The sequence below is a fragment of the Gordonia hongkongensis genome (assembly GCF_023078355.1).
Lineage (GTDB): Bacteria > Actinomycetota > Actinomycetes > Mycobacteriales > Mycobacteriaceae > Gordonia > Gordonia hongkongensis.
Genome location: NZ_CP095552.1, coordinates 1,390,843 through 1,409,415, shown reverse-complemented (window position 1 = coordinate 1,409,415; position 18,573 = coordinate 1,390,843). Strand labels below are relative to the sequence as shown.

Below are 18,573 nucleotides of genomic sequence, written 5' to 3'. Positions count from 1 at the left end.
CCTGGGCGCTGCGATGACTGAGCAGAGTGCGGAGACCGAACGTCCGGGGGGCGCGGTCGATCGGGCACTGCAGGTGTTGGAGCTCATCGGGTCCGCCGGGTCGGCCGGCATCACCGAACTCGCCGTCGAGCTCGGCGTCCACAAATCCACCGTCTCCCGAATCGTCTCGTCACTCGAGGCACGCAGTTTCGTCGAGCAGGTACCGGACGGTCGCAAGTACCGGATCGGCCTCACGGTGGTCCGCCTCGCCGGGTCGACGATGGCAACCCTCGACATGACCAGATGTGGGCAGGACACCTGTGACGCGCTGGCCGCGCAGACCGGTGAGACCACCAATCTCGCCGTCCTCGCCGAGTCGCAGGCCATCAACGTCGTCGAGGCCAAAGGACCGTCCGCGGTCGCCCTCCGCACCTGGGTGGGCCAGGCCTCCCCCGCTCACGCGACGTCCTCGGGGAAGGTCCTGCTCGCCGGTCTGTCCGAAGACGAGGTGCGCGAGACCTTCGCGGGCGGGTTGACCAGGTTCACCGACCACACGGTCGTCGACATCGACGACCTCGTCGCCGACCTGCGCGAGGTCGAGCGCCGGGGTTGGGCGATGGCGGTGGAGGAACTCGAGGTCGGCCTGGTGGCGATTGCCGCACCGGTACGCGATCACACGGGCACCATTGTGTGGGCCCTGAGCGTCTCCGGCCCGCGCTATCGGCTCGACCCGGACGACACGAAAAAGCTGACCGCGACCGTCGTCTCGGCGGCCGCCGATCTCAGCCGCATGTTCGGCTACCGTGCGGCGGGTTCGGCCAGCGCCCCCGGGATCATCGAGAAGTCGTGACGTCGGTCGGCCACCGCCCACGTGGCCGCAGTCGGGGAGATCTGGTCCACTGGAGTACATGCGCGACGTCCTGCGGTCCCTGACCGAACTCCTCGACGGCGACGACGCGCGTCCGGTGGCACTCTGCCGGGTCGTCGGCGCGTCGGGATCGGCACCCCGCGAGCTCGGCGCGGCCATGATCGTGACCGAGGACGACACCGTGATCGGTTCGGTCTCCGGTGGCTGCGTCGAATCAGCTCTCGTGCACACCGCCCGCGACGTCCTCACCGGCGGGGTCGCGATCGTCGAACAGTACGGCGTCGACGATCCCGACAGTCCCGCGCCGGGTCTGACCTGCGGCGGGCAGATCGAAGTTCTCGTCGAACGTGTCGCACCGAGCAGCGGTCGGCGCGGCCAGCTCGACCGACTCGCGGCGGCGATCGATGCCGGCGAACCCGTCTCGTGGGCCACGACCCTCACCGACGAGACCGACTGGTACTTCGCCACCGCCGCCTCACAGCAGCCGTGGCGCCGCCTCGACCGCGACGTCGCCGACCTCCTCGCCACCGGCCGGAGCGGCCTCATCGGCATCGACGACTGCGATGCCCCGTCCGACGAACGTCCCCGGACCTTCGTGCAGACCTTCGGGCCGCCGGCCCGGTTGATCCTGGTCGGCGCCAACGACTTCGTGCGTGCACTCAGTTCGATCGGGGCCGGTCTCGGCATGCGGGTGACGGTCGTCGACGCACGACCGGTGTTCGCCACCCCCGAACGCTTCCCCGACGCCGACGAGGTCGTCGTCTCCTGGCCGGATCGCTATCTGGCGGAACAGATCCGGGACGGCCGGGCGGGTCCGTCGACGGCGGTCTGCGTGATGACGCACGACCCGAAATTCGACGTACCGACCCTGCAGGTGGCACTCGGCTGCCGGCAACTCGGCTTCGTCGGTGCACTCGGGTCGCGGCGGACGGTCGCCGATCGCGACCAACGCCTCCGCGAGGCGGGCGTCGACGACATCCAACTCGACCGGCTGCGCTCACCCCTGGGCCTCGATCTCGGCGGGCACACCCCGGGCGAGGTCGCAGTCGCCATCGCGGCGCAACTCATCGCCGAGCGGCACTGCGCCACCGGCGCACCGCTGCACGCCGGCGACGGACCGATCCACCGCCGGTAGCGTCGGCCTCCGGGTCAGGACCCGGTGAACCGCGGCGGACGCTTCTCGGCCCGGGCCGCGCGGCCCTCCCGCAGGTCGTCGCTCTCCCACGCACGCATCATCGCCGCCGCCCGATCCTCGGGCGCGGCGTCGCGCGCACCGTCGCCGTTCAGGACGAGCTTGTAATGCTGCAGCGTCAACGGGGCGAGGCCGGCGATCGTCTCCGCCCAGTGCTGCGCGTCGGCGAGGTCGCCGATGCGGTTGGCGAACCCGAGTGCGTGCGCACGGTCGGCGGTCAGCGGATCGCACCCGATCAACATCCCCCGGGCCTGCCCCGCCCCCACCAGCGACACCAGGCGTCGGATGGTCCATTCGTCAACGGCGACACCGAGTTTCGCCGCCGGTATGCCCGCGATCGCATCCGGCGCCATCACCCGGAGGTCGGCGGCCATCGCCAGCTGCAATCCTGCGCCGATCGCAGAGCCGTTCAGCGCCGCGAGCACGGGCACCGGGGATGACTCGATCTTCTTCAGCGTCCCGACGAGGGTGTCGAGGAAGCCCTTCTCGTACACGGGACCGGACAGGTCGGCGCCGGCACTGAACACCGGCCCCCGCCCGGTCACCACGATGGCGCGTGCGCCGGACCCGAGTGCGGCGTCGAACGCATCGGACAGGCCCGCGAGCATCTCGTCGTTCAGGGCGTTGCGCTTGTCGGCCCGGTCCAGCTCGATCGTGACGACCGCCCCGTCGGTGGTGGAGTGAATCATGGGCCCCAACCTACCCACCGCACCCATTCGACACGTCGTGACAAGGTGGGGACGTGCAGATTTCCCCGGCCGGCGCAGCGCCCGCACCGCACTCGGATGTGTTGATCATCGGCGGCGGACAGGCCGCACTGTCGGCGGCCTATTTTCTCGGGCGGTTCGGCCTCGGCGCTCGCTACCAGATCCTCGACCACGCCCCCGGGCCCGGCGGGGCCTGGCAGTTCCGGTGGCCGACGCTCACCCTCGCCACCGCCAACCGCGTCCACGACCTGCCGGGGTGGGGCCTCGTCGAGGCTCTCGGCCTGGACTGTGACGAGCTCCCGGCGGCCACCGCCGTCCCCGAGTACTTCGGGCGGTACGAGGAGAAGTTCGGTCTGACCGTGCATAGACCCGTGCACGTGCGCGCCGTGCGCCGCGAGGACGACGGCTTCCGCGCCGAGCTGGGCGACGGCGGGTCGGTCACCTCGAAACTCATCGTCAACGCCACCGGCACCTGGGACCGTCCGTTCATCCCACATATCCCCGGGGCCGCCGATTTCCGCGGCCGGCAGCTGCACACGCACGACTACACCTCGCCCGCGGAGTTCGAGGGCAAGCGGGTCCTGGTCGTCGGCGCGGGCATCTCCGCCATCCAATTGTTGATCGAGATCGCCCGGGAGGCGCCCGGCAGCGAGACGTTCTGGTGTTCCCGGCGCGAGCCCGTCTTCAACCCGGAACCGTTCACCCCCGAGCAGGGGCGCGAGGCCGTCGCCCGCGTCGAACGGCGGGTGCGCGCCGGGCTCCCACCCACCTCGGTGGTGTCGGTCACCGGGCTGGCACTCACCCCCGCGATCGCGGCCGCGCAGCGCGACGGAATCCTCGCGTGGCGCCCGATGTTCACACGCATCACCGAGACCGGGGTGTGCTGGGACTGCGACGGACCATCCGGCGACTCCCCCGATCACCCGGACGTCCCGGAGCACCTGGATGTCGACGTCATCTTCTGGAACACCGGTTTTCGCAGCGCCATCGACCATCTCGCCCCGTTACGCCTGCGCGCGCCGGGTGGCGGCATCACGATGGCCGGCCGCCTCGCGACGGTCGTCGACGCCGATCCCCGGATCCAACTGCTCGGCTACGGCCCGTCGGCCTCGACGATCGGGGCCAATCGCGCCGGGCGGGAGGCGGCACGGGTCGCGGCCGAGCTGCTCGGGGTGCCCTTACGCTCTTCTGGGAACACCGCGTAGTTGTCACCACTTGACAAGGTGTTGTGTTTTCACAACACTGAGTCAGGTGAGTCCAATACGCCGTGGGGAAAAGCTCCCCATCTACAACCGCATCGGCGTGCTGCGGGCGGAGCGTCGGATGTCGCGGGCCGAACTCGCCGCAGTCGTCGGCATCAACGTCCAATCGGTGGGCGCACTCGAGCGCGGCGACAACTACCCCAGCCTCGACCTGGCGTTCCGCATCTGCGACGTCTTCGATTTACCGGTGGAGGCGGTGTTCAGCCGGCACGAGTTCGAGGCGATGTCGTCGGCGCTGTACCGGCGCCAATCGTCGCCCCGTCAAGAACTGCACCCAGCCACCCACACCGACGAGTCCGGAGGTGAACGATGAACGACCCCAATTCGGCCATCCCCGAGGAGGCCACACCCGCCCTCTGGCGCCGCTACGAGGAGTGGCGGGGCCGCCGGCACCAGGAGTTCAACGACAAGAACGCACACCGCCTCACCTCGTGGCGCACCCGGCGAACCTATCGACGACTCGTGCTCGTGCAGGCGTTCTTCGCCATCCTGCTGATCCTCAGCTCGATTCTCGCGTTCTTCGACACCGGTATCTTCCTCGCGCCCTTCCTGATCGGACTCGCCGGCATCATCACGACCCTGTACCTGACGCGGATCGTCACCGGGTCGATCGCCGACACGCCGGTCACCGCTCTCGACGAGATCCAGGTGGCGCAACGCAATTCGGCGCGTTCCATCGGTTTCACCGTTCTGTACAGCCTGATGTTCATCCCGTACGCGGTGCTGGTCGTCCTCAGCTTCGACGACCAGGTGTCCGGCCAGGCGGTCTACGGATCGGCCATCCTGCTCATCACGCTCGTCCTGGCCGCGATCTGCGTACCGACCATGCTCACCGCCTGGTGGATGGCGGATCCGGACCCCGAGGATCTCGAAGCACTGCCATCGGATACGACAACCATTCCCAGTGAGGAGAGTGCGCAATGACCGCACCACTGATCGTCGACGGGCTCCACAAACGGTATGGAGACCTCATCGCGCTGCGCGACATGACCTTTTCCGTCGACCCGGGTGAGATCTTCGGGTTCGTCGGCAGCAACGGCGCCGGCAAGTCCACCACCATGCGCATCATCCTCGGCGTGCTGGCCGCCGATGCCGGAGAGGTTCGCCTCGGCACCCAGCCGATCGACCTCGATCTGCGTCGTCGAATCGGGTACATGCCCGAGGAGCGAGGCCTGTACCCCAAGATGAAAGTCGGCGAACAGCTGACCTTTCTCGCACGGCTGCACGGGATGTCGGCGGCCGAGGCGCAGGACTCCGTCAAGCGGTGGACCGACCGCCTCGGCGTGGGCGCCCGCCACGACGACAACGTCGCCGACCTGAGCCTCGGCAACCAGCAGCGGGTCCAGCTCGCCGCCGCCCTGGTCCACGATCCCAGCGTCCTGGTACTCGACGAGCCCTTCTCCGGCCTGGACCCCGTCGCGGTCGACGTGATGAGCGACGTGCTCAAAGAGAAGGCAGCCGAGGGCATCCCGGTGATCTTCTCCTCGCACCAACTCGACCTCGTCCAGCGGCTCTGCAACCGTGTCGGCATCATCGCGCGCGGTGAGATGCGCGCCCTCGGCACGGTCGACGACCTGCGTGCACGCGAGGGCATCACCCTCGAGATCACCGGGCCGCGTGCCGATGTCGCGTGGGCCGACTCCCTGCCCGGTGTCCGCGGCGTCGACTACGGCGAGACGACCCGCCTGCTGATCGACCCGGATATCGCCGACGATCAGCTGATCCTGGCGACCGCCCTCCGGAACGGGCCGGTGCACCGGTTCGCGACCTCGACCCCGTCCCTGACCGACCTGTTCCGAGAGGTGGTTTCCGCATGACCACGCTACCCGACACCCCGGTGGCAACCACCGGTTCCGATCCGAGAGCATCTGCCGCACAGGCGATCCGACTCGTCGCCGGCCGCGAGATCACCACGCGCGCCAAGACCAAGTCCTTCGTCGTCAGTACCGCGCTGCTGATGATCGTGATCGTCGCCGGGTCCATCATCATCAACCTGTTCTCCGGCGGCGACGACGTCGAGAAGGTCGCCGTCGTGGGTCAGCCGGCCGCCGTCACCGAATCCATCGTCTCCATCGGTGAGGCCTCCGGCACGACGATCGCCACCGAGCCGGCCGACACCGTCGAACAGGCACGCGATCGGGTCAACAGCGGCGACGTGAAGGCCGCGCTGGTGCCCGGAGAGACGCCGGGATCGTATGTGATCATCACCAAGGACAGCCTCGAACCGGCTGTGGAGGGCCCGATCCGCACCGCGGTGTCGCAGGCGAATCTCTCTGCGGCACTGGCCGAACGCGGTGTCGATTCCGCCACCCTGCCGACCGTGGACATCTCGGTCTCGCAGACCGAACCGGACAACCCCGACGAGGGACAGCGCCTGCTCATCGCGATGGTCGGGGTGGTGCTGCTCGTCACCGCGATCATGATGGGCGGCACGATGGTCGCCGTCGGCGTCGTCGAGGAGAAGACGTCGCGCGTCGTGGAACTGCTCCTGGCGACCATCAAGCCGCTGCATCTGCTGTGGGGCAAGATCATCGGCATCGGTGTGGTCGCCCTCGGGCAGGTGGTGCTGCTCGGTGCCACCGCGCTGATCGCGGGCACCGCGACCGGAATCCTCACCCTTCCGGGCGCCGCCATCGGGATGTTCGCGGCGGTGATCGCCTGGTTCCTCCTCGGCTTCCTGTTCTTCTCCTCGCTCTACGCGGCAACCGGGGCCATCGTCTCCCGGCAGGAGGAGCTGAACTCGTCGTCCGCGCCGCTGACATTCCTCGCGGTCGCGGTGCTGTACTCCGGCATCTTCGGTGTGCAGGCAATGGATTCGACGTTGATCGAGGTGCTCAGCTGGATACCGCCGTTCAGCGCGGCACTCATGCCGATGCGCATCGCGACCGGTGACACCGATGCCGTCCAGATCATCGTCACCTTCGGCCTGATGGGCGCCGCGTGCGCGGCCGCCACCTGGATCGCCGCGCGGATCTACCAGCGGTCCATCCTGCGCACCGGCTCGCGGATCGGCTGGGGCGAGGTGCTCAAGCTCGCTCGCTGAGCCTGAGGAGCGAGCTTGCGAGCGTCACCCTCCGATCCCTGAGGAGCGAGCTTGCGAGCGTCACGAAGGGTCCTGTTGCGATGCGTGACAGGACCCTTCGCCGCGCCCTCCGCTGGTTGAGCCGATACCCCCCTCCGCTGTTTGAGCCGATACCCCCTCCGCTGGTTGAGCCGGCACCCCCTCCGCTGGTTGAGCCGGCACCCCCTCCGCTGGTTGAGCCGGCAACGAGCCGCTAGGCGAGTCGCCCACCCCCGCTGGTTGAGCCGGCCCCGAGCGGAGCGAGGCGCCGAGTCGAAACCACCTGGCGACCAGACGAACCGAGCCGCTCCAGGCCAAATCCCACGAATCGGTCTGCACACCAATACTTCTGACTACCAGACCGACCAGCGAGTCGACCCTCCGGTTTCTGTCGGTGGTCGGGTTTAGATTGGTTGGTAACAGAACACACCCCGGAAAAGGGGTGGGTCGGACAGGCGTCGGGGGGCGTGGTGAAGGCGTGGACCGATCTACCGGGCGAGTACGTCGCCGGGGTCGATCCTGCCCACGCCGCCGAGACCGACATGGTGTTGTTGATGGCCGGCCTCGACGCCACCCGACGAGGAGAGTCCTACCTCGCCTGGCACCGCTATCAGACGATCGCGGTGATGACCGACCGCCTGATCACCACCAGCGCGCAGGGGTTCGTCATGGACGGCCACGCCGACTGCGCCGCCCGCATCGCCCGCCAAGCCGGGGTGTCCCGCCGGCACGCCGAAACACTGATCGACGAGGCCATCGCACTACGCGACCGGCTCCCCGAGGTTGCCGACACGTTGCGTGACGGGATCCTGTCGCAGTGGCAGATCCGGTTGGTCATCTCCCGCACCGAGTTGATCCCCGCCGATGACCCGATCACCCCCGCGTTGGATGCCGAGATCGCCGACACGGTGCGCCGCCGGACAGGTGTGTGGGATCGGGCCCGGTTGCGGGACATGGTCGACCGCCTCGTGTTCCGCCACGACCCCGACGCGGTGCGGGAACGCCGTAAAGACGCGATGGATCAGCGTGGGGTGTGGACCCACGAACTGCCCGACGGCACCGCCGAACTCACCGCGGTGATGTCGGCGGAAAACGTGCGGATCTCGGCCAAAGCCGTCGCCATCCTCGCCGACTCCGTCTGAATCACCCCAGGTTTGATGCCGCTTCCTTCTGAGTCAGGAAGGATGAGCACATGCCTAAGAAAATCGACCCAGAGGTCCGTTCGAGGGCCTTGCGGCTGCTGGAGGCCCACGGCGGCGAGTACACGTCGTTGACTGCCGCTGCCGAAGCGATCGCCAAGCAAGTCGGTGTCGGCGGGGAGACGGTACGCCGCTGGGCCGTGCAGGCCCAAGTCGATGCCGGCGCCCGCTCCGGGACCACCTCGAAGGAGTCCGCCGAGATCAAGCACCTCAAGGCGGAGAACAAGCAGCTGCGAGAAGACGTTGCCATTCTGAAAGCAGCGACGACTTTCTTCGCGGGGGAACTCGACCCCCGCAACCGATGATCGTGGCGTTCATAGATCAGATGCGCAGCAACGGTTTTGCGGTCGAGTCGATCTGCCGGGTCCTGCGTGAGCAGGGCTGCATGGTTGCCGCACGAACCTACCGGGCATGGCGAACACGAATGCCTGCTGCTCGTACCGTCTCCGACGCTCACGTCGTCGATGCGGTGCGCAATGTCGTCTGGCGCACCGATGACGACGGCCGACGGAAGATGACTCCCGAGGGCCTCTACGGGCGGGTGAAGATGCGCGCCCATCTGCACCGCACAATGCTGCCGGGGGTGTCGTATGGTGCTGTTGATCGAGCAATGAAAATGCTAGGCCACAACGGAATTCGAAGATCCAAAGGGGTCCGCACGACCGTCCGCTCCGCTGACGGTGTACGCGCGGAGGATTTGCTGAACCGACAGTTCAGTGCCGCCGAACCGAACCGGGTCTGGGTGACCGATTTCACCTACTGCCGGACCTGGGCTGGGTGGGTGTACGTGGTGTTCATCATCGACGTGTTCTCCCGTCGAATCGTGGCGTGGCACGCATCGACATCGAAGACAGTCGAGCTGGTGACGGTCCCGCTTCGGATGGCGCTGTGGCAGCGCAAGCGGGAAGGGCATCCGGTGAAAGCTGCTGAGCTGATTCATCATTCGGATGCGGGAAGTCAGTACACATCGGTTACACTGACTGAACGTCTGCGACTCGAAGACATCGCCGCGTCGATCGGAACGGTCGGGGACGCCTACGACAACGCGCTGGCCGAGTCGGTGAACGGCTTGTACAAGACCGAGTGCATCCGGACCACGATCTTCCACTCCGGTCCGTACAAGACAGTCTCCGACGTCGAGTTCGCGACCGCTGGTTGGGTCGACTGGTACAACAACAGCAGGCTGCACTCGAGTATCGGCCAGATCCCCCCGACCGAGCTCGAAACGCTTCACTACGCTGGCCTCGGCCCCGAGGACCAGCCCACATTGGAGGCGGCACAAAACCTAGGGTGATTCAGTCTGTAAGCGAGACGGCCGCACCCAGGGGATACGACGATCCGATGCGATGTTCGCCCTGCTGACCCGCACGCCATTCGAGTGCCAATGCGACAACGAACAGCCGTGCACCGCCGACATCCCGGATCCGCAGAGTGTGCTCGACGCGATCCGCGCCGAGGTCGTGATTCATGTGGTGACCGATGCCGCCACCCTGGCCGGGGCGCCCGGGGTGGGGTTCCTCGACGAGCACGGCATCATCAGCGATGAGCATGTCCGTGACCTCGCCGCCCGCCCCGACGCCACGCTGTCCCCGGTCACCCCCGCCCGCACCCAACCCACCTACGTGACCGGCAGCAACAATGACGATGACCAGCGGCGGAGCGCCCAGCGCCCGGCACCAACCGAGGACACCCGCGCCGACGATGACACGACCGGCGCACACGGCGAAAACGAGACGGACGCAGCCGAACCCGATCGACCCGTCGAGACCACCGCGAGTGTCGCGGTGGTGTATCCGGCTACGCACCCCGGCAACGGGTACCGGCCGACCACGTCGTGCGCCGACTTCGTACGCGTGCGGGACGGATACTGCACCGAACCCGGCTGCACCCGTTCAGCGTTCGCGTGCGATCTCGACCACGTCACCAAATACGACCACACCGACCCCGCCCGCGGTGGGGCGACGTCGAGTGAGAACCTCAACGCCAAATGCCGCCCCGGTCACCTGTTGAAAACCCACGGGGACTGGGTCGATGTGCAGTACCGCGACGACGACGGACGCCTGGTCACCGACTACGAGACCCCCGAAGGGGTCACCCTGCCCGGGGATGCCGAAACGCTGGAAGACACCTTCCCCAACCTGCGGCGGATCCGGTTCGACCAAGCCGCCCAAGCCCCACCCACCCCGCGGGTGATCACCACCGACAACCCAGAGCGCACACACAGCCGACTGGACGCCAAACTGGCCCGCCGGCGACAAGAACGCGCCCGAAACAAGAAACGACGCGAGGCCGAACTCGAAGCCGACCGTCGCGACTTCCTCGAGAACCCGCCACCATTCTGACGGACTCGTCCTCTGAGATCAGCTAGATCTGGCCGAAACGCCGGAGCGCTTCCTCGCGCTCGGCCTTGTGATCGACCATCGGCTCGGGATAGTCGTCGGCGTCGACGTCACCGACCCAGCGTCGGACGTACTCGCCGTCGGGATCGAACTTCTTGGCCTGCGCCTCGGGGTTGAACACCCGGAAGTACGGCGCCGCATCGGTTCCCGTACCGGCGGCCCACTGCCAGCCGTGGTTGTTCGACGCCATGTCACCGTCGATGAGCTGCTCGAGGAACCATTCCGCTCCCCACCACCACGGCAGGTGCAGGTCCTTGACGAGGAAGGACGCGGTCACCATGCGCACCCGATTGTGCATGTACCCGGTCTCCGCGAGCTGACGCATCCCGGCGTCGACGAGCGGAAAACCGGTACGCCCTGCCTTCCATGCGTCGAAACGCTCGTAGGCCTTCTTGTCGGTGTCGAGGTCGATGCCGTCGAACTGTCGATTCCAGTTGTGCCACAAGCTATGTGGCCAGTGGAACAGCACGTCGGCGTAGAAGTCGCGGAAGGCGAGTTCGCGTAGATACGCTTGCGGCCCCTTACCCTTGCCGAGATCGGCGACCATCGTGCGGGGATGGATGTTGCCGTACTTGAGATACGCCGACATCCGGCTGGTGCTGTCACCCGCGGGATCGTTGCGGCCGGAGTCGTAGTCGGCGAGACCGTCGTCGACGTACTCGGCCCACCGCTCGAGCGCCGCGTCCTCACCGGCGGGCAACGACAACCCGGTCGGCGACTTCGGTATCTTGATGCGCCCGGTCTTCGTCAGCTCGGACGGATCGACGATCTTCTTCGCAGGCACCGACGAGTCGGCGGGCGCACGCCAGCCGTGGTCACGCCACCGCTTGAAGTACGGGGTGAAGACCTTGTACGGCTCGCCGTCGTCTTTGGTGACACGACCGGGTGAGACGAGGTACGGCGACCCGGTGGCCACGAGCTCGATGTCGCCGAGCGCGTCGGCGACGGCCTCGTCGCGTCGGCGGCCGAACGGGGCGAAGTCCTCGGAGATGTGCACCCGTTCGGCGTCGACCGCCCGGGCCAGCTTCGGGATCTCGACCTCGGGTCGGCCCCGCACGACGAGCAGCTTGCCGTCGAGCTTGTCGTCCAGTTCCCGCAGGGAGTCGAACAGGAACGCGAGCCGCCGCTCGCCCGCGGACTTCTCCAGCCGCGGGTCCACCACGAAGCACACGAGGACCGACGAATCGGTCCTCGAGGCGGCCGCGGCGAGCGGCGGGAGGTCACTCAGGCGTAGATCGCGCCTGAGCCAGACCAGTTCGGTGGCGGACGTCAGCCCACTCCGAGCAGGTCGATGACGAACACGAGGGTCCGTCCCGAGAGACGGTGTCCGGCACCGGCCGAGCCGTAGGCCAGCTCGGGCGGAACCGTCAGCTGGCGGCGTCCGCCGACCTTCATCCCGGGGATGCCTTCCTGCCAGCCCGGGATCAACCGGTCCAGCGGGAAGTTGGCCGACTGGCCGCGATCCCACGACGAATCGAACTCTTCGCCCGTCTCGTAGTCGACCCCGACGTAGTGGACGTCGACGATGCCGCCGCGAGCGGCTTCCTCGCCCTCGCCGACGATGAGGTCGGAGATGGTGAGGTCGGTCGGCGGGGGTCCCGCCTGGAACTCGACCACTGGCTTCTCGGTGCTGGTCACTGGACTCTCCTTTGAGTCGGGTGTTCGGCGGTCAGGCGGTGCGTCGGAACGGTCGCTCAGCGATCGCCCATCTGCACGTAGTCGCGTTCGGTGTAGCCGGTGTAGAGCTGACGCGGACGGCCGATCTTGGTGGTCGGGTCCTCGTGCATCTCGCGCCAGTGCGCGATCCATCCCGGCAGGCGTCCCAGCGCGAACAGCACGGTGAACATGCGCGTCGGGAAGCCCATCGCACGGTAGATGACACCGGTGTAGAAATCCACGTTCGGGTACAGCTTGCGCTCGATGAAGTAGTCGTCGTTGAGGGCGACCTCTTCGAGACCCTTGGCGATGTCGAGCAGGTCGTCCTGCACGCCAAGCGATTCCAGGATCGTGTCGGCGGTCTTCTTCACGATGGCGGCGCGCGGGTCGTAGTTCTTGTAGACGCGGTGACCGAAGCCCATCAGCTTGACGCCGGCCTCCTTGTTCTTCACCCGCTTCATGAAGTCCTTGGTGTCGCCACCGTCGGCCCGGATGTCGTCGAGCATCTCGAGCACGGCCTGGTTGGCGCCGCCGTGCAGCGGGCCCCAGAGCGCGTTGATGCCGCCGGAGATCGACGTGAACAGGTTGGCCTGCGACGAGCCCACCAGGCGGACGGTCGAGGTGGAACAGTTCTGCTCGTGATCGGCATGCAGGATGAACAGCATGTCGAGGGCCTTGGCGACCTCGGGGTTGACCTCGTAGGGCTCCGCGGGGAAGCCGAAGGTCATCCGCAGGAAGTTCTCGACGAGGCTCAGCGAGTTGTCGGGATACAGGAACGGCTGTCCCGCCGACTTCTTGTACGCGTACGCCGCGATGGTCGGCAGCTTCGCGAGGAGGCGGATCGTCGACAGCTCGACCTGCTCGTCGTCCTTGGGATCGAGCGAGTCCTGGTAGTAGGCCGACAGCGCGTTGACCGCACTCGACAGCACCGGCATCGGGTGCGCGTTGCGGGGGAATCCGTCGAAGAAGCGCTTGAGATCCTCGTGCAGGAGGGTGTGGCGCTGGATCTTGGTGGTGAAGTCCTCGAGCTGCGACGGAGTCGGGAGCTCCCCGTAGATGAGCAGGTAGCTCACCTCGATGAAGGTCGACTTCTCGGCCAGCTGGTCGATCGGGATTCCGCGGTAGCGCAGGATGCCGGCGTCACCGTCGATGTAGGTGATGGCCGACTTGGTCGACGCGGTGTTCACGAAGCCACCGTCGAAGGTGGTCAGATTGGTCTCGGCCAGGAATTTGCCGAGCGCGACCGAGTCGGTGCCCTCGGTGGCCTTCAGGATCGGGAGCTCCAGCTGTCCACCGGGGTAGGTGAAGGTCGCTGAGGCCGTGTCGGACGCCTGGTCGGCTGGGACTGTTTCAGCAGACACACGAACCCCTTATTCAGATCAGAGATTTTTACAGTGACCGGGTAGGACACACAGGTACAACCTAGTCGCTTCTCAGCTCGCCCGCCCACGGAGGGTCGGCGCCGGGCCTCGAGACCGTCACCGCAGCCACGTGAGCTGCGAATTCAGCCGCTTCCCGCCACTGCTGGAGGGTCAGGGAACGCACTGCTCCGGGCGTGAGTCGACCACGCCGATCCAGGTGGTTGACGAGGCCCCCGAGCACGCTGTCCCCGGCGCCGATCGTGTCGACGACATCGACGGCCGGAGCCGGTGCGGTCACCTCACCGGCCGCGGTGCGAACGGTGATGCCCGCGGCTCCCGCCGTGGTGACCACCGCGGCGACGCCGTCGGCCAGCCAGTCTGTCGTCGAACTCCCCGCGGACCCCTTGTTGAGCCAGGCCGCGTCCTCGTCGGACAGTTTGACCACGTCCACCGACGACATCCAGCTCCGGAAGCGCCGTCGATAGGCCTCGGGGTCGGCGATGACCGCGGGCCGGATGTTCGGGTCCAACACCACGACTCGGCCCTCGGCCCGGCATCTGCGCATCAGGTTCTCGTACACCGTGGCACCGGGTTCCAGGACCAGCGAGAGGGTTCCGAAGGTCACCGCCGCGACCGTCGGCGGCAGTGCGCCGGGATCGCCGATCGCGCGATCCGCGGTGCCCTCCACATAGAAGGAGTAGTGCGCCGAACCGTCGTCGGCGATGGTCGCCAGGGCCAACGAGGTGGGCTCGTCACGACGCTGGACCAACGCGGTTCCCACGCCGGCGGCCCGGAGTGCGTCGAGGACCGCATCGCCATAGGTGTCGGTGGACACCGCGGACAGCAGTGAGACCGCACTCCCCAACCGTCCCAGCGTAATTGCGACGTTGAACGGGCCGCCACCCAGTGCCGGCTGGAGCGGCGCGAGACCGCCGGCGGTCGCGTCGTGCCGGCCACCGCCCTGCTGTACGACATCGACGAGCGCCTCACCGCAGACGACGATCTCTCTCACTGTCTCTCCTCACGTTCCGCGTCGGCCATCCCGCGCCCGTCCTCTCTGAGTCTGCCACCGGACGCAGGCCCCTCCGCCCGAGTTCAATCGGTGGGACACCGTGTCGCGCGGGGTAAGTTCGTTGGATGCACGAGCTGCCGGCGGGCCCCGACGCGGTGGTCCTCGACTTCTCGGCCGACGACTCACCGTCGGCCGCGGTACTCAGCGCGGTCGCGGCGCTCCGCGAAGCGATCCGGGGTGGTGAACTCCCCGAGGTCACCGACCTCGTGCCCAGCGCGCACACCGTCCTGGTCCAGGCCCGTCCCGGCCGCGGGCTGGATGAACTCGGTGTCCGCCGGGCGCTCCGGCGTCGGAAGAGCGCGGCCGATCCCGACACCCACAGCACCGACGAGATCGTCATCCCGGTCGCGTACGACGGCGCCGACCTCCCGGATGTCGCTGCGGCACTGGAGATGACGACCGACGAGGTGATCGGGCTGCACTGTCGCACCCGATGGCGCGTCCAGTTCATGGGCTTCGCACCGGGTTTCGGGTATCTCGTCGCCGACGACGAGGCAGCGCATCCGTTCGACGCCGTCGGCCGACGCCGGGAGGCCCGCACGAATGTTCCGGAGGGGTCGGTCGCGATTGCCGCCGGGTACAGCGCGGTGTACCCGAGGTCGAGTCCCGGCGGGTGGCAGTTGCTGGGCCGCACCCATGTTCGGCTGTGGGATGCCGGTGCCGATCCCCCCGCCCGGCTCGCTGCGGGCCGGGTGGTCCGCTTCGTCGACGCCGGACGCGACGACACATGACCTCGCTGACCGTTCTCGCGACGGGACCCCTCGCGACTGTTCAGGACCACGGCCGACCCGGCTACGCCGATCTCGGTGTCCCCGGTTCCGGCGGTGCTGATCGTGGGGCCCTCGCGCTGGCCAATCGCCTTGTGGGCAACGCGGAGTGGGCGGCAGTCGTCGAGACGACGATGGGCGGGTTCCGGGCACGCGTCGACGCCGACGTCCTGGTCGCGGTCACCGGGGCGGATACCGTGGTGCGCCACAACGGGGTCCCCGCGGGGCTCGCCGCGGCACTGGTGCTGCGCGCCGGTGACGAGCTGGCCCTCGACACCCCCGGTTGGGGGTTGCGCAACTACATCGCCGTGCGGGGTGGGATCGACGTCGAGCCCGTACTGGGTTCCCGGTCGACCGATACGCTGTCCGGGCTCGGACCGCCACCTCTCGGCACGGACGACCGTCTGCCCGTGGGCCATGCGGCGGGCGATTGGCCCACCGCGTTGTCCGCCCCCGCAGACCGCGACCACCCTCCTGTCGTCGCGCTGGAGTGCCACGAGGGTCCGCGGGCCGGGCATCTCGAGTCGCCGTCCGATCTGTTCGTCGGAACGTGGCTGGTCGGGTCCGACAGCAATCGGGTCGGGGTGCGGATCGACCGCGCGGAGGGGTCGGCGCAGCCGCTCCTCGCCCATCGCGCCGGCGCCGCCGAGCTCCGTTCGGAGGGGATCGCCCACGGGTCGGTCCAGGTCCCGCCCAGCGGCCGTCCGGTGATCTTCCTCGCCGATCACCCGGTCACCGGCGGCTACCCCGTGGTGGCGGTCCTCGCCGCGGGCGCGGTGGACCTGGCCGCGCAGCTGGTGCCCGGATCGGAGATCCGATTTCGTCGGTGCTGATCGGAGATCCGATTTCGTCAGTGCTGATCGCGCGGACACGATGTTTCGCCTTCGACCGCCGCGGGAACGCATACGAGCGTCCCGATAGGAGGTACGAGCGTGAGTGATCCGTCTGTGAACGACTTGTCGACCGTGCAACTCGTCGAACGTCTGCAACAGCAGACGACGACCCTGGTGAAGACCGAACTACAGCACGCCGTCGCGGAGATGAAGGGTAAGGGCACCCGCATCGGGGTGGGTGCGGGGATTTCCGGCGCGGGCACGCTGCTGGTGTTGTTCGGGCTCGGCACGCTGGTCGCGGCGGCCGTGCTCGGACTGGCGAACGCCGTGCCGGCGTGGCTGGCAGCGGTGATCGTCGGCGTCGTGCTGCTGGTCATCGGCGGGGCCGCCGCGGCGATCGGCGCCAAGCGCGCCAAATCCGCTGTGCCCCCGGCACCGGAGCGAACCGTCGAGAGTGTCCAGCGTGACGTGGCGACTGTGAAGGAGCACCTGTAGATGAGTGAGACACATCCCGACCAGAATCCGACCGACGATCCGCCGCCGATCGAACAACAGCGGGAGGAGCTGGCCGAGACGGTCGACGCTCTCGCGGCCAAGCTGGATGTCCCGGCACGGGTGAACGAGGCGGCGTCGAAAACCGCGCATACCGCGCAGGTGAAGGCCCAGGAGAACCAGACCGTGTTGATCGGTGCGGCCGTCGCCGCGGTGGTGGCGCTGGGCGCGTTCATCGTGATCCGCCGCCGTCGTCGCTGACCGGCCGTCGTCGCTGAGAGGCCGCCGTCGGGCGGTTGTAGTCGAGCCAAGAGCAAGGAGCTGTCATGAGTGCCGTATCGAAGGCGATGTACAAACCGATGTCCCTCGCGACCAGCGTGCTCGGCGGTATCGCCGCGGGCGCGGTGTTCGGGCAGATCTGGAAGCGGATCTCCGACGACGAGTCGGCGCCCGATCCCAAGGATCTCGAGCGCAGCAACACAGAGGTTCTCGTGGCCGCCGCGCTGCAAGGACTCGTGTTCGGTCTCGTTCGCGCCGCCGTCGACCGCGCCGGAGCGCGCGGGTACCGGGCGGTGACCCACGAGAATCCGGAGTGACTCTCGGTAGACCTCGGTTGACACCCGAGTGAGACGAACCTATCGTTTCGTCTCATGGCCGAGGTTCTGCACGCTTCCCAGGACACCTGTCCCGTCGACGCCGCGTCGGCCGAGGCCACCTGCCCGGCCGGCGCGGCGTCGTCGGCGACACACGGGTACGAACCCCTTGGCCCGGATTCGCTGACCTGGCAGATCTGGGGGACCTGGACGGGGATGTTCCAGGGCTTGTGGGCCGGGTCGATCCAGAACATGCATCCCAAGCTGGGTGCGGCGGTGTGGGACCATTCGGACTTCTTCGGCGAACGGTGGCAGCGCCTGATGCGCTCCCTGTACCCGATCAGCGGCGTCGTCTTCGATTCCGTCATCCCGGGTGCCCGGACGGGGGAAGAGGTGCGCGACTACCACCTCGCCGTCAAGGGCACCATGGAGGACGGGTCCCGCTATCACGCATTGGATCCCGACGTCTTCTACTGGGCCCACGCCACGTTCTGGTACGGCAACGTCCGACTGTGCGAACGCTTCGGACCCTTCCTCACCGAGGACCAGAAGCGGCAGCTCTTCGAGGAGTCCAAAGCCTGGTACGCCCAGTACGGCGTCTCCATGCGTCCCGTCCCGGAGACCTACGAGGACTTCCTGGAGTATTGGGACCACATGTGCCGCAACGTGCTTCGTGATCACGTATCGGTCCGCACGGTCCTCGACATCACCCAGCTGCCGCCCCCGCCGTTCCTGAGCTTCATCCCGACGTGGCTGTGGGACCGGTACCTAGTGCCGCAGAACCAGAAACTGTTCATGTGGCTGACCACCGGGTTCTACGACGAGCCGATCCGCGAGATCCTCGGGCTCGAGTGGACCGACAAGGACGAACGTCTATTCCGTCTGGTGGGTAAGGGCATCAACCTCGTGATGCACAAGCTCCTACCCAAGCGAGCGCTGCGCCACCCCCGACCGCGCGATGCGTGGGATCGCGTGCACGGCAAGGTCGCCGTGGATGCACCGATCGTGCACACGCCGACGCGCAATCTCCCGCCGCAGAGCGAGCGCGGCAACCCGATGCACTATTGCCCGGTGACCGCGGCACGGCGGGCGTCGTACCCGGGTGTGCTCACCGCGGACTGACATACGCCCG

General features: G+C 67.8%; 19 protein-coding genes and 2 pseudogenes. 16 read left to right on the top strand and 5 right to left on the bottom strand.

From position 1 onward, the window contains the following. The first annotated feature begins 13 nt into the window (after positions 1–13). The gene (locus tag MVF96_RS06415) at positions 14–829 is read left to right on the top strand and encodes an IclR family transcriptional regulator (RefSeq protein WP_247451687.1); all 816 of its coding nucleotides are present in this window, start codon (positions 14–16) and stop codon (positions 827–829) included. A gap of 58 nt (positions 830–887) precedes the next feature. Beyond that, on the top strand, positions 888–1,982 hold the full coding sequence (locus MVF96_RS06410; RefSeq protein WP_247451686.1) for an XdhC family protein: 1,095 nt from the start codon (positions 888–890) through the stop codon (positions 1,980–1,982). Between the two features lie 14 nt (positions 1,983–1,996). On the opposite strand, the gene MVF96_RS06405 is transcribed toward MVF96_RS06410, so the two are convergent. Beyond that, positions 1,997–2,728: an enoyl-CoA hydratase gene (locus MVF96_RS06405; protein ID WP_137810982.1), complete on the bottom strand. Its 732-nt coding sequence runs from the start codon at positions 2,726–2,728 to the stop codon at positions 1,997–1,999. Between the two features lie 53 nt (positions 2,729–2,781). Between MVF96_RS06405 and MVF96_RS06400 the strand changes: the two genes are divergently transcribed. The 8 genes and pseudogenes from MVF96_RS06400 to MVF96_RS06365 form a co-directional block, all read left to right on the top strand. Then, on the top strand, positions 2,782–3,951 hold the full coding sequence (locus MVF96_RS06400) for an NAD(P)-binding domain-containing protein (RefSeq protein ID WP_247451685.1): 1,170 nt from the start codon (positions 2,782–2,784) through the stop codon (positions 3,949–3,951). A gap of 46 nt (positions 3,952–3,997) precedes the next feature. Next, positions 3,998–4,321 (top strand): helix-turn-helix transcriptional regulator, encoded by a 324-nt coding sequence (locus tag MVF96_RS06395; protein WP_058251583.1) that lies wholly within the window; start codon positions 3,998–4,000, stop codon positions 4,319–4,321. Then, a complete protein-coding gene (locus MVF96_RS06390; RefSeq protein ID WP_247451684.1) occupies positions 4,318–4,932 on the top strand; it encodes a hypothetical protein in 615 nt (204 codons plus the stop codon). The genes MVF96_RS06395 and MVF96_RS06390 overlap by 4 nt, the downstream gene beginning before the upstream one ends. After that, on the top strand, positions 4,929–5,825 hold the full coding sequence (locus MVF96_RS06385) for an ABC transporter ATP-binding protein (RefSeq protein WP_211540090.1): 897 nt from the start codon (positions 4,929–4,931) through the stop codon (positions 5,823–5,825). The genes MVF96_RS06390 and MVF96_RS06385 overlap by 4 nt, the downstream gene beginning before the upstream one ends. Then, on the top strand, positions 5,822–7,051 hold the full coding sequence (locus MVF96_RS06380; protein WP_211540088.1) for an ABC transporter permease: 1,230 nt from the start codon (positions 5,822–5,824) through the stop codon (positions 7,049–7,051). Before MVF96_RS06385 ends, MVF96_RS06380 begins: the two co-directional genes overlap by 4 nt. A gap of 485 nt (positions 7,052–7,536) precedes the next feature. Then, positions 7,537–8,208 (top strand): annotated as a pseudogene (locus MVF96_RS06375) (DUF222 domain-containing protein); the annotation flags it as partial. A gap of 53 nt (positions 8,209–8,261) precedes the next feature. Next, positions 8,262–9,562, top strand: a protein-coding gene (locus MVF96_RS06370) for an IS3 family transposase (RefSeq protein WP_137809017.1) whose coding sequence is annotated in 2 segments (ribosomal slippage) — positions 8,262–8,535 and positions 8,535–9,562 — 1,302 coding nt in all. Because the reading frame shifts where the segments join, the coding sequence is not laid out codon by codon here. Beyond that, positions 9,561–10,610: pseudogene (locus MVF96_RS06365) on the top strand (HNH endonuclease signature motif containing protein); the annotation flags it as partial. The gene MVF96_RS06370 and the pseudogene MVF96_RS06365, both read left to right, overlap by 2 nt. A gap of 22 nt (positions 10,611–10,632) precedes the next feature. Here MVF96_RS06365 and MVF96_RS06360 read toward each other — a convergent pair. The 4 genes from MVF96_RS06360 to MVF96_RS06345 form a co-directional block, all read right to left on the bottom strand. Further along, entirely contained in the window at positions 10,633–11,922 is a 1,290-nt protein-coding gene (locus MVF96_RS06360) for a cryptochrome/photolyase family protein (RefSeq protein WP_272499254.1), read from the bottom strand. 14 nt (positions 11,923–11,936) lie between these two features. Then, positions 11,937–12,305: an FKBP-type peptidyl-prolyl cis-trans isomerase gene (locus MVF96_RS06355; protein WP_205334261.1), complete on the bottom strand. Its 369-nt coding sequence runs from the start codon at positions 12,303–12,305 to the stop codon at positions 11,937–11,939. Between the two features lie 56 nt (positions 12,306–12,361). Further along, positions 12,362–13,684 carry a citrate synthase gene (locus MVF96_RS06350; RefSeq protein WP_078113443.1) on the bottom strand — a complete coding sequence of 441 codons (1,323 nt, stop codon included), beginning with the start codon at positions 13,682–13,684 and terminating at the stop codon, positions 12,362–12,364. Positions 13,685–13,745: 61 nt separating this feature from the next. Continuing rightward, positions 13,746–14,696 carry a carbohydrate kinase family protein gene (locus tag MVF96_RS06345; protein ID WP_247451683.1) on the bottom strand — a complete coding sequence of 317 codons (951 nt, stop codon included), beginning with the start codon at positions 14,694–14,696 and terminating at the stop codon, positions 13,746–13,748. Between the two features lie 125 nt (positions 14,697–14,821). Between MVF96_RS06345 and MVF96_RS06340 the strand changes: the two genes are divergently transcribed. The 6 genes from MVF96_RS06340 to MVF96_RS06315 all read left to right on the top strand — a co-directional run bounded on the left by MVF96_RS06340 (position 14,822) and on the right by MVF96_RS06315 (position 18,563). Continuing rightward, on the top strand, positions 14,822–15,487 hold the full coding sequence (locus tag MVF96_RS06340; protein WP_165630393.1) for a 5-oxoprolinase subunit B family protein: 666 nt from the start codon (positions 14,822–14,824) through the stop codon (positions 15,485–15,487). Further along, positions 15,484–16,356, top strand: a complete 873-nt coding sequence (locus MVF96_RS06335; RefSeq protein WP_247451682.1) for a 5-oxoprolinase subunit C family protein — start codon at positions 15,484–15,486, stop codon at positions 16,354–16,356. The genes MVF96_RS06340 and MVF96_RS06335 overlap by 4 nt, the downstream gene beginning before the upstream one ends. Positions 16,357–16,455: 99 nt before the next feature. Next, the gene (locus tag MVF96_RS06330) at positions 16,456–16,851 is read left to right on the top strand and encodes a phage holin family protein (RefSeq protein ID WP_035718303.1); all 396 of its coding nucleotides are present in this window, start codon (positions 16,456–16,458) and stop codon (positions 16,849–16,851) included. Then, positions 16,852–17,109, top strand: coding sequence for a DUF3618 domain-containing protein (locus tag MVF96_RS06325; RefSeq protein ID WP_065630768.1), 258 nt, complete (start codon positions 16,852–16,854; stop codon positions 17,107–17,109). A gap of 65 nt (positions 17,110–17,174) precedes the next feature. Next, positions 17,175–17,444, top strand: a complete 270-nt coding sequence (locus MVF96_RS06320) for a DUF4235 domain-containing protein (RefSeq protein ID WP_058251595.1) — start codon at positions 17,175–17,177, stop codon at positions 17,442–17,444. Positions 17,445–17,498: 54 nt separating this feature from the next. Next, entirely contained in the window at positions 17,499–18,563 is a 1,065-nt protein-coding gene (locus tag MVF96_RS06315) for an oxygenase MpaB family protein (protein ID WP_247451681.1), read from the top strand. Positions 18,564–18,573 lie beyond the last annotated feature (10 nt).

Excerpts from the sequence above, each read along its gene's own strand:
- MVF96_RS06415 (WP_247451687.1), top strand. The coding sequence starts at position 14 with ATGACTGAGCAGAGTGCGGAGACCGAACGTCCGGGGGGCGCGGTCGAT.
- MVF96_RS06410 (WP_247451686.1), top strand. The coding sequence starts at position 888 with ATGCGCGACGTCCTGCGGTCCCTGACCGAACTCCTCGACGGCGACGAC.
- MVF96_RS06405 (WP_137810982.1), bottom strand. The coding sequence starts at position 2,728 with ATGATTCACTCCACCACCGACGGGGCGGTCGTCACGATCGAGCTGGAC.
- MVF96_RS06390 (WP_247451684.1), top strand. The coding sequence starts at position 4,318 with ATGAACGACCCCAATTCGGCCATCCCCGAGGAGGCCACACCCGCCCTC.
- MVF96_RS06385 (WP_211540090.1), top strand. The coding sequence starts at position 4,929 with ATGACCGCACCACTGATCGTCGACGGGCTCCACAAACGGTATGGAGAC.
- MVF96_RS06380 (WP_211540088.1), top strand. The coding sequence starts at position 5,822 with ATGACCACGCTACCCGACACCCCGGTGGCAACCACCGGTTCCGATCCG.
- MVF96_RS06340 (WP_165630393.1), top strand. The coding sequence starts at position 14,822 with ATGCACGAGCTGCCGGCGGGCCCCGACGCGGTGGTCCTCGACTTCTCG.
- MVF96_RS06335 (WP_247451682.1), top strand. The coding sequence starts at position 15,484 with ATGACCTCGCTGACCGTTCTCGCGACGGGACCCCTCGCGACTGTTCAG.
- MVF96_RS06325 (WP_065630768.1), top strand. The coding sequence starts at position 16,852 with ATGAGTGAGACACATCCCGACCAGAATCCGACCGACGATCCGCCGCCG.
- MVF96_RS06320 (WP_058251595.1), top strand. The coding sequence starts at position 17,175 with ATGAGTGCCGTATCGAAGGCGATGTACAAACCGATGTCCCTCGCGACC.
- MVF96_RS06315 (WP_247451681.1), top strand. The coding sequence starts at position 17,499 with ATGGCCGAGGTTCTGCACGCTTCCCAGGACACCTGTCCCGTCGACGCC.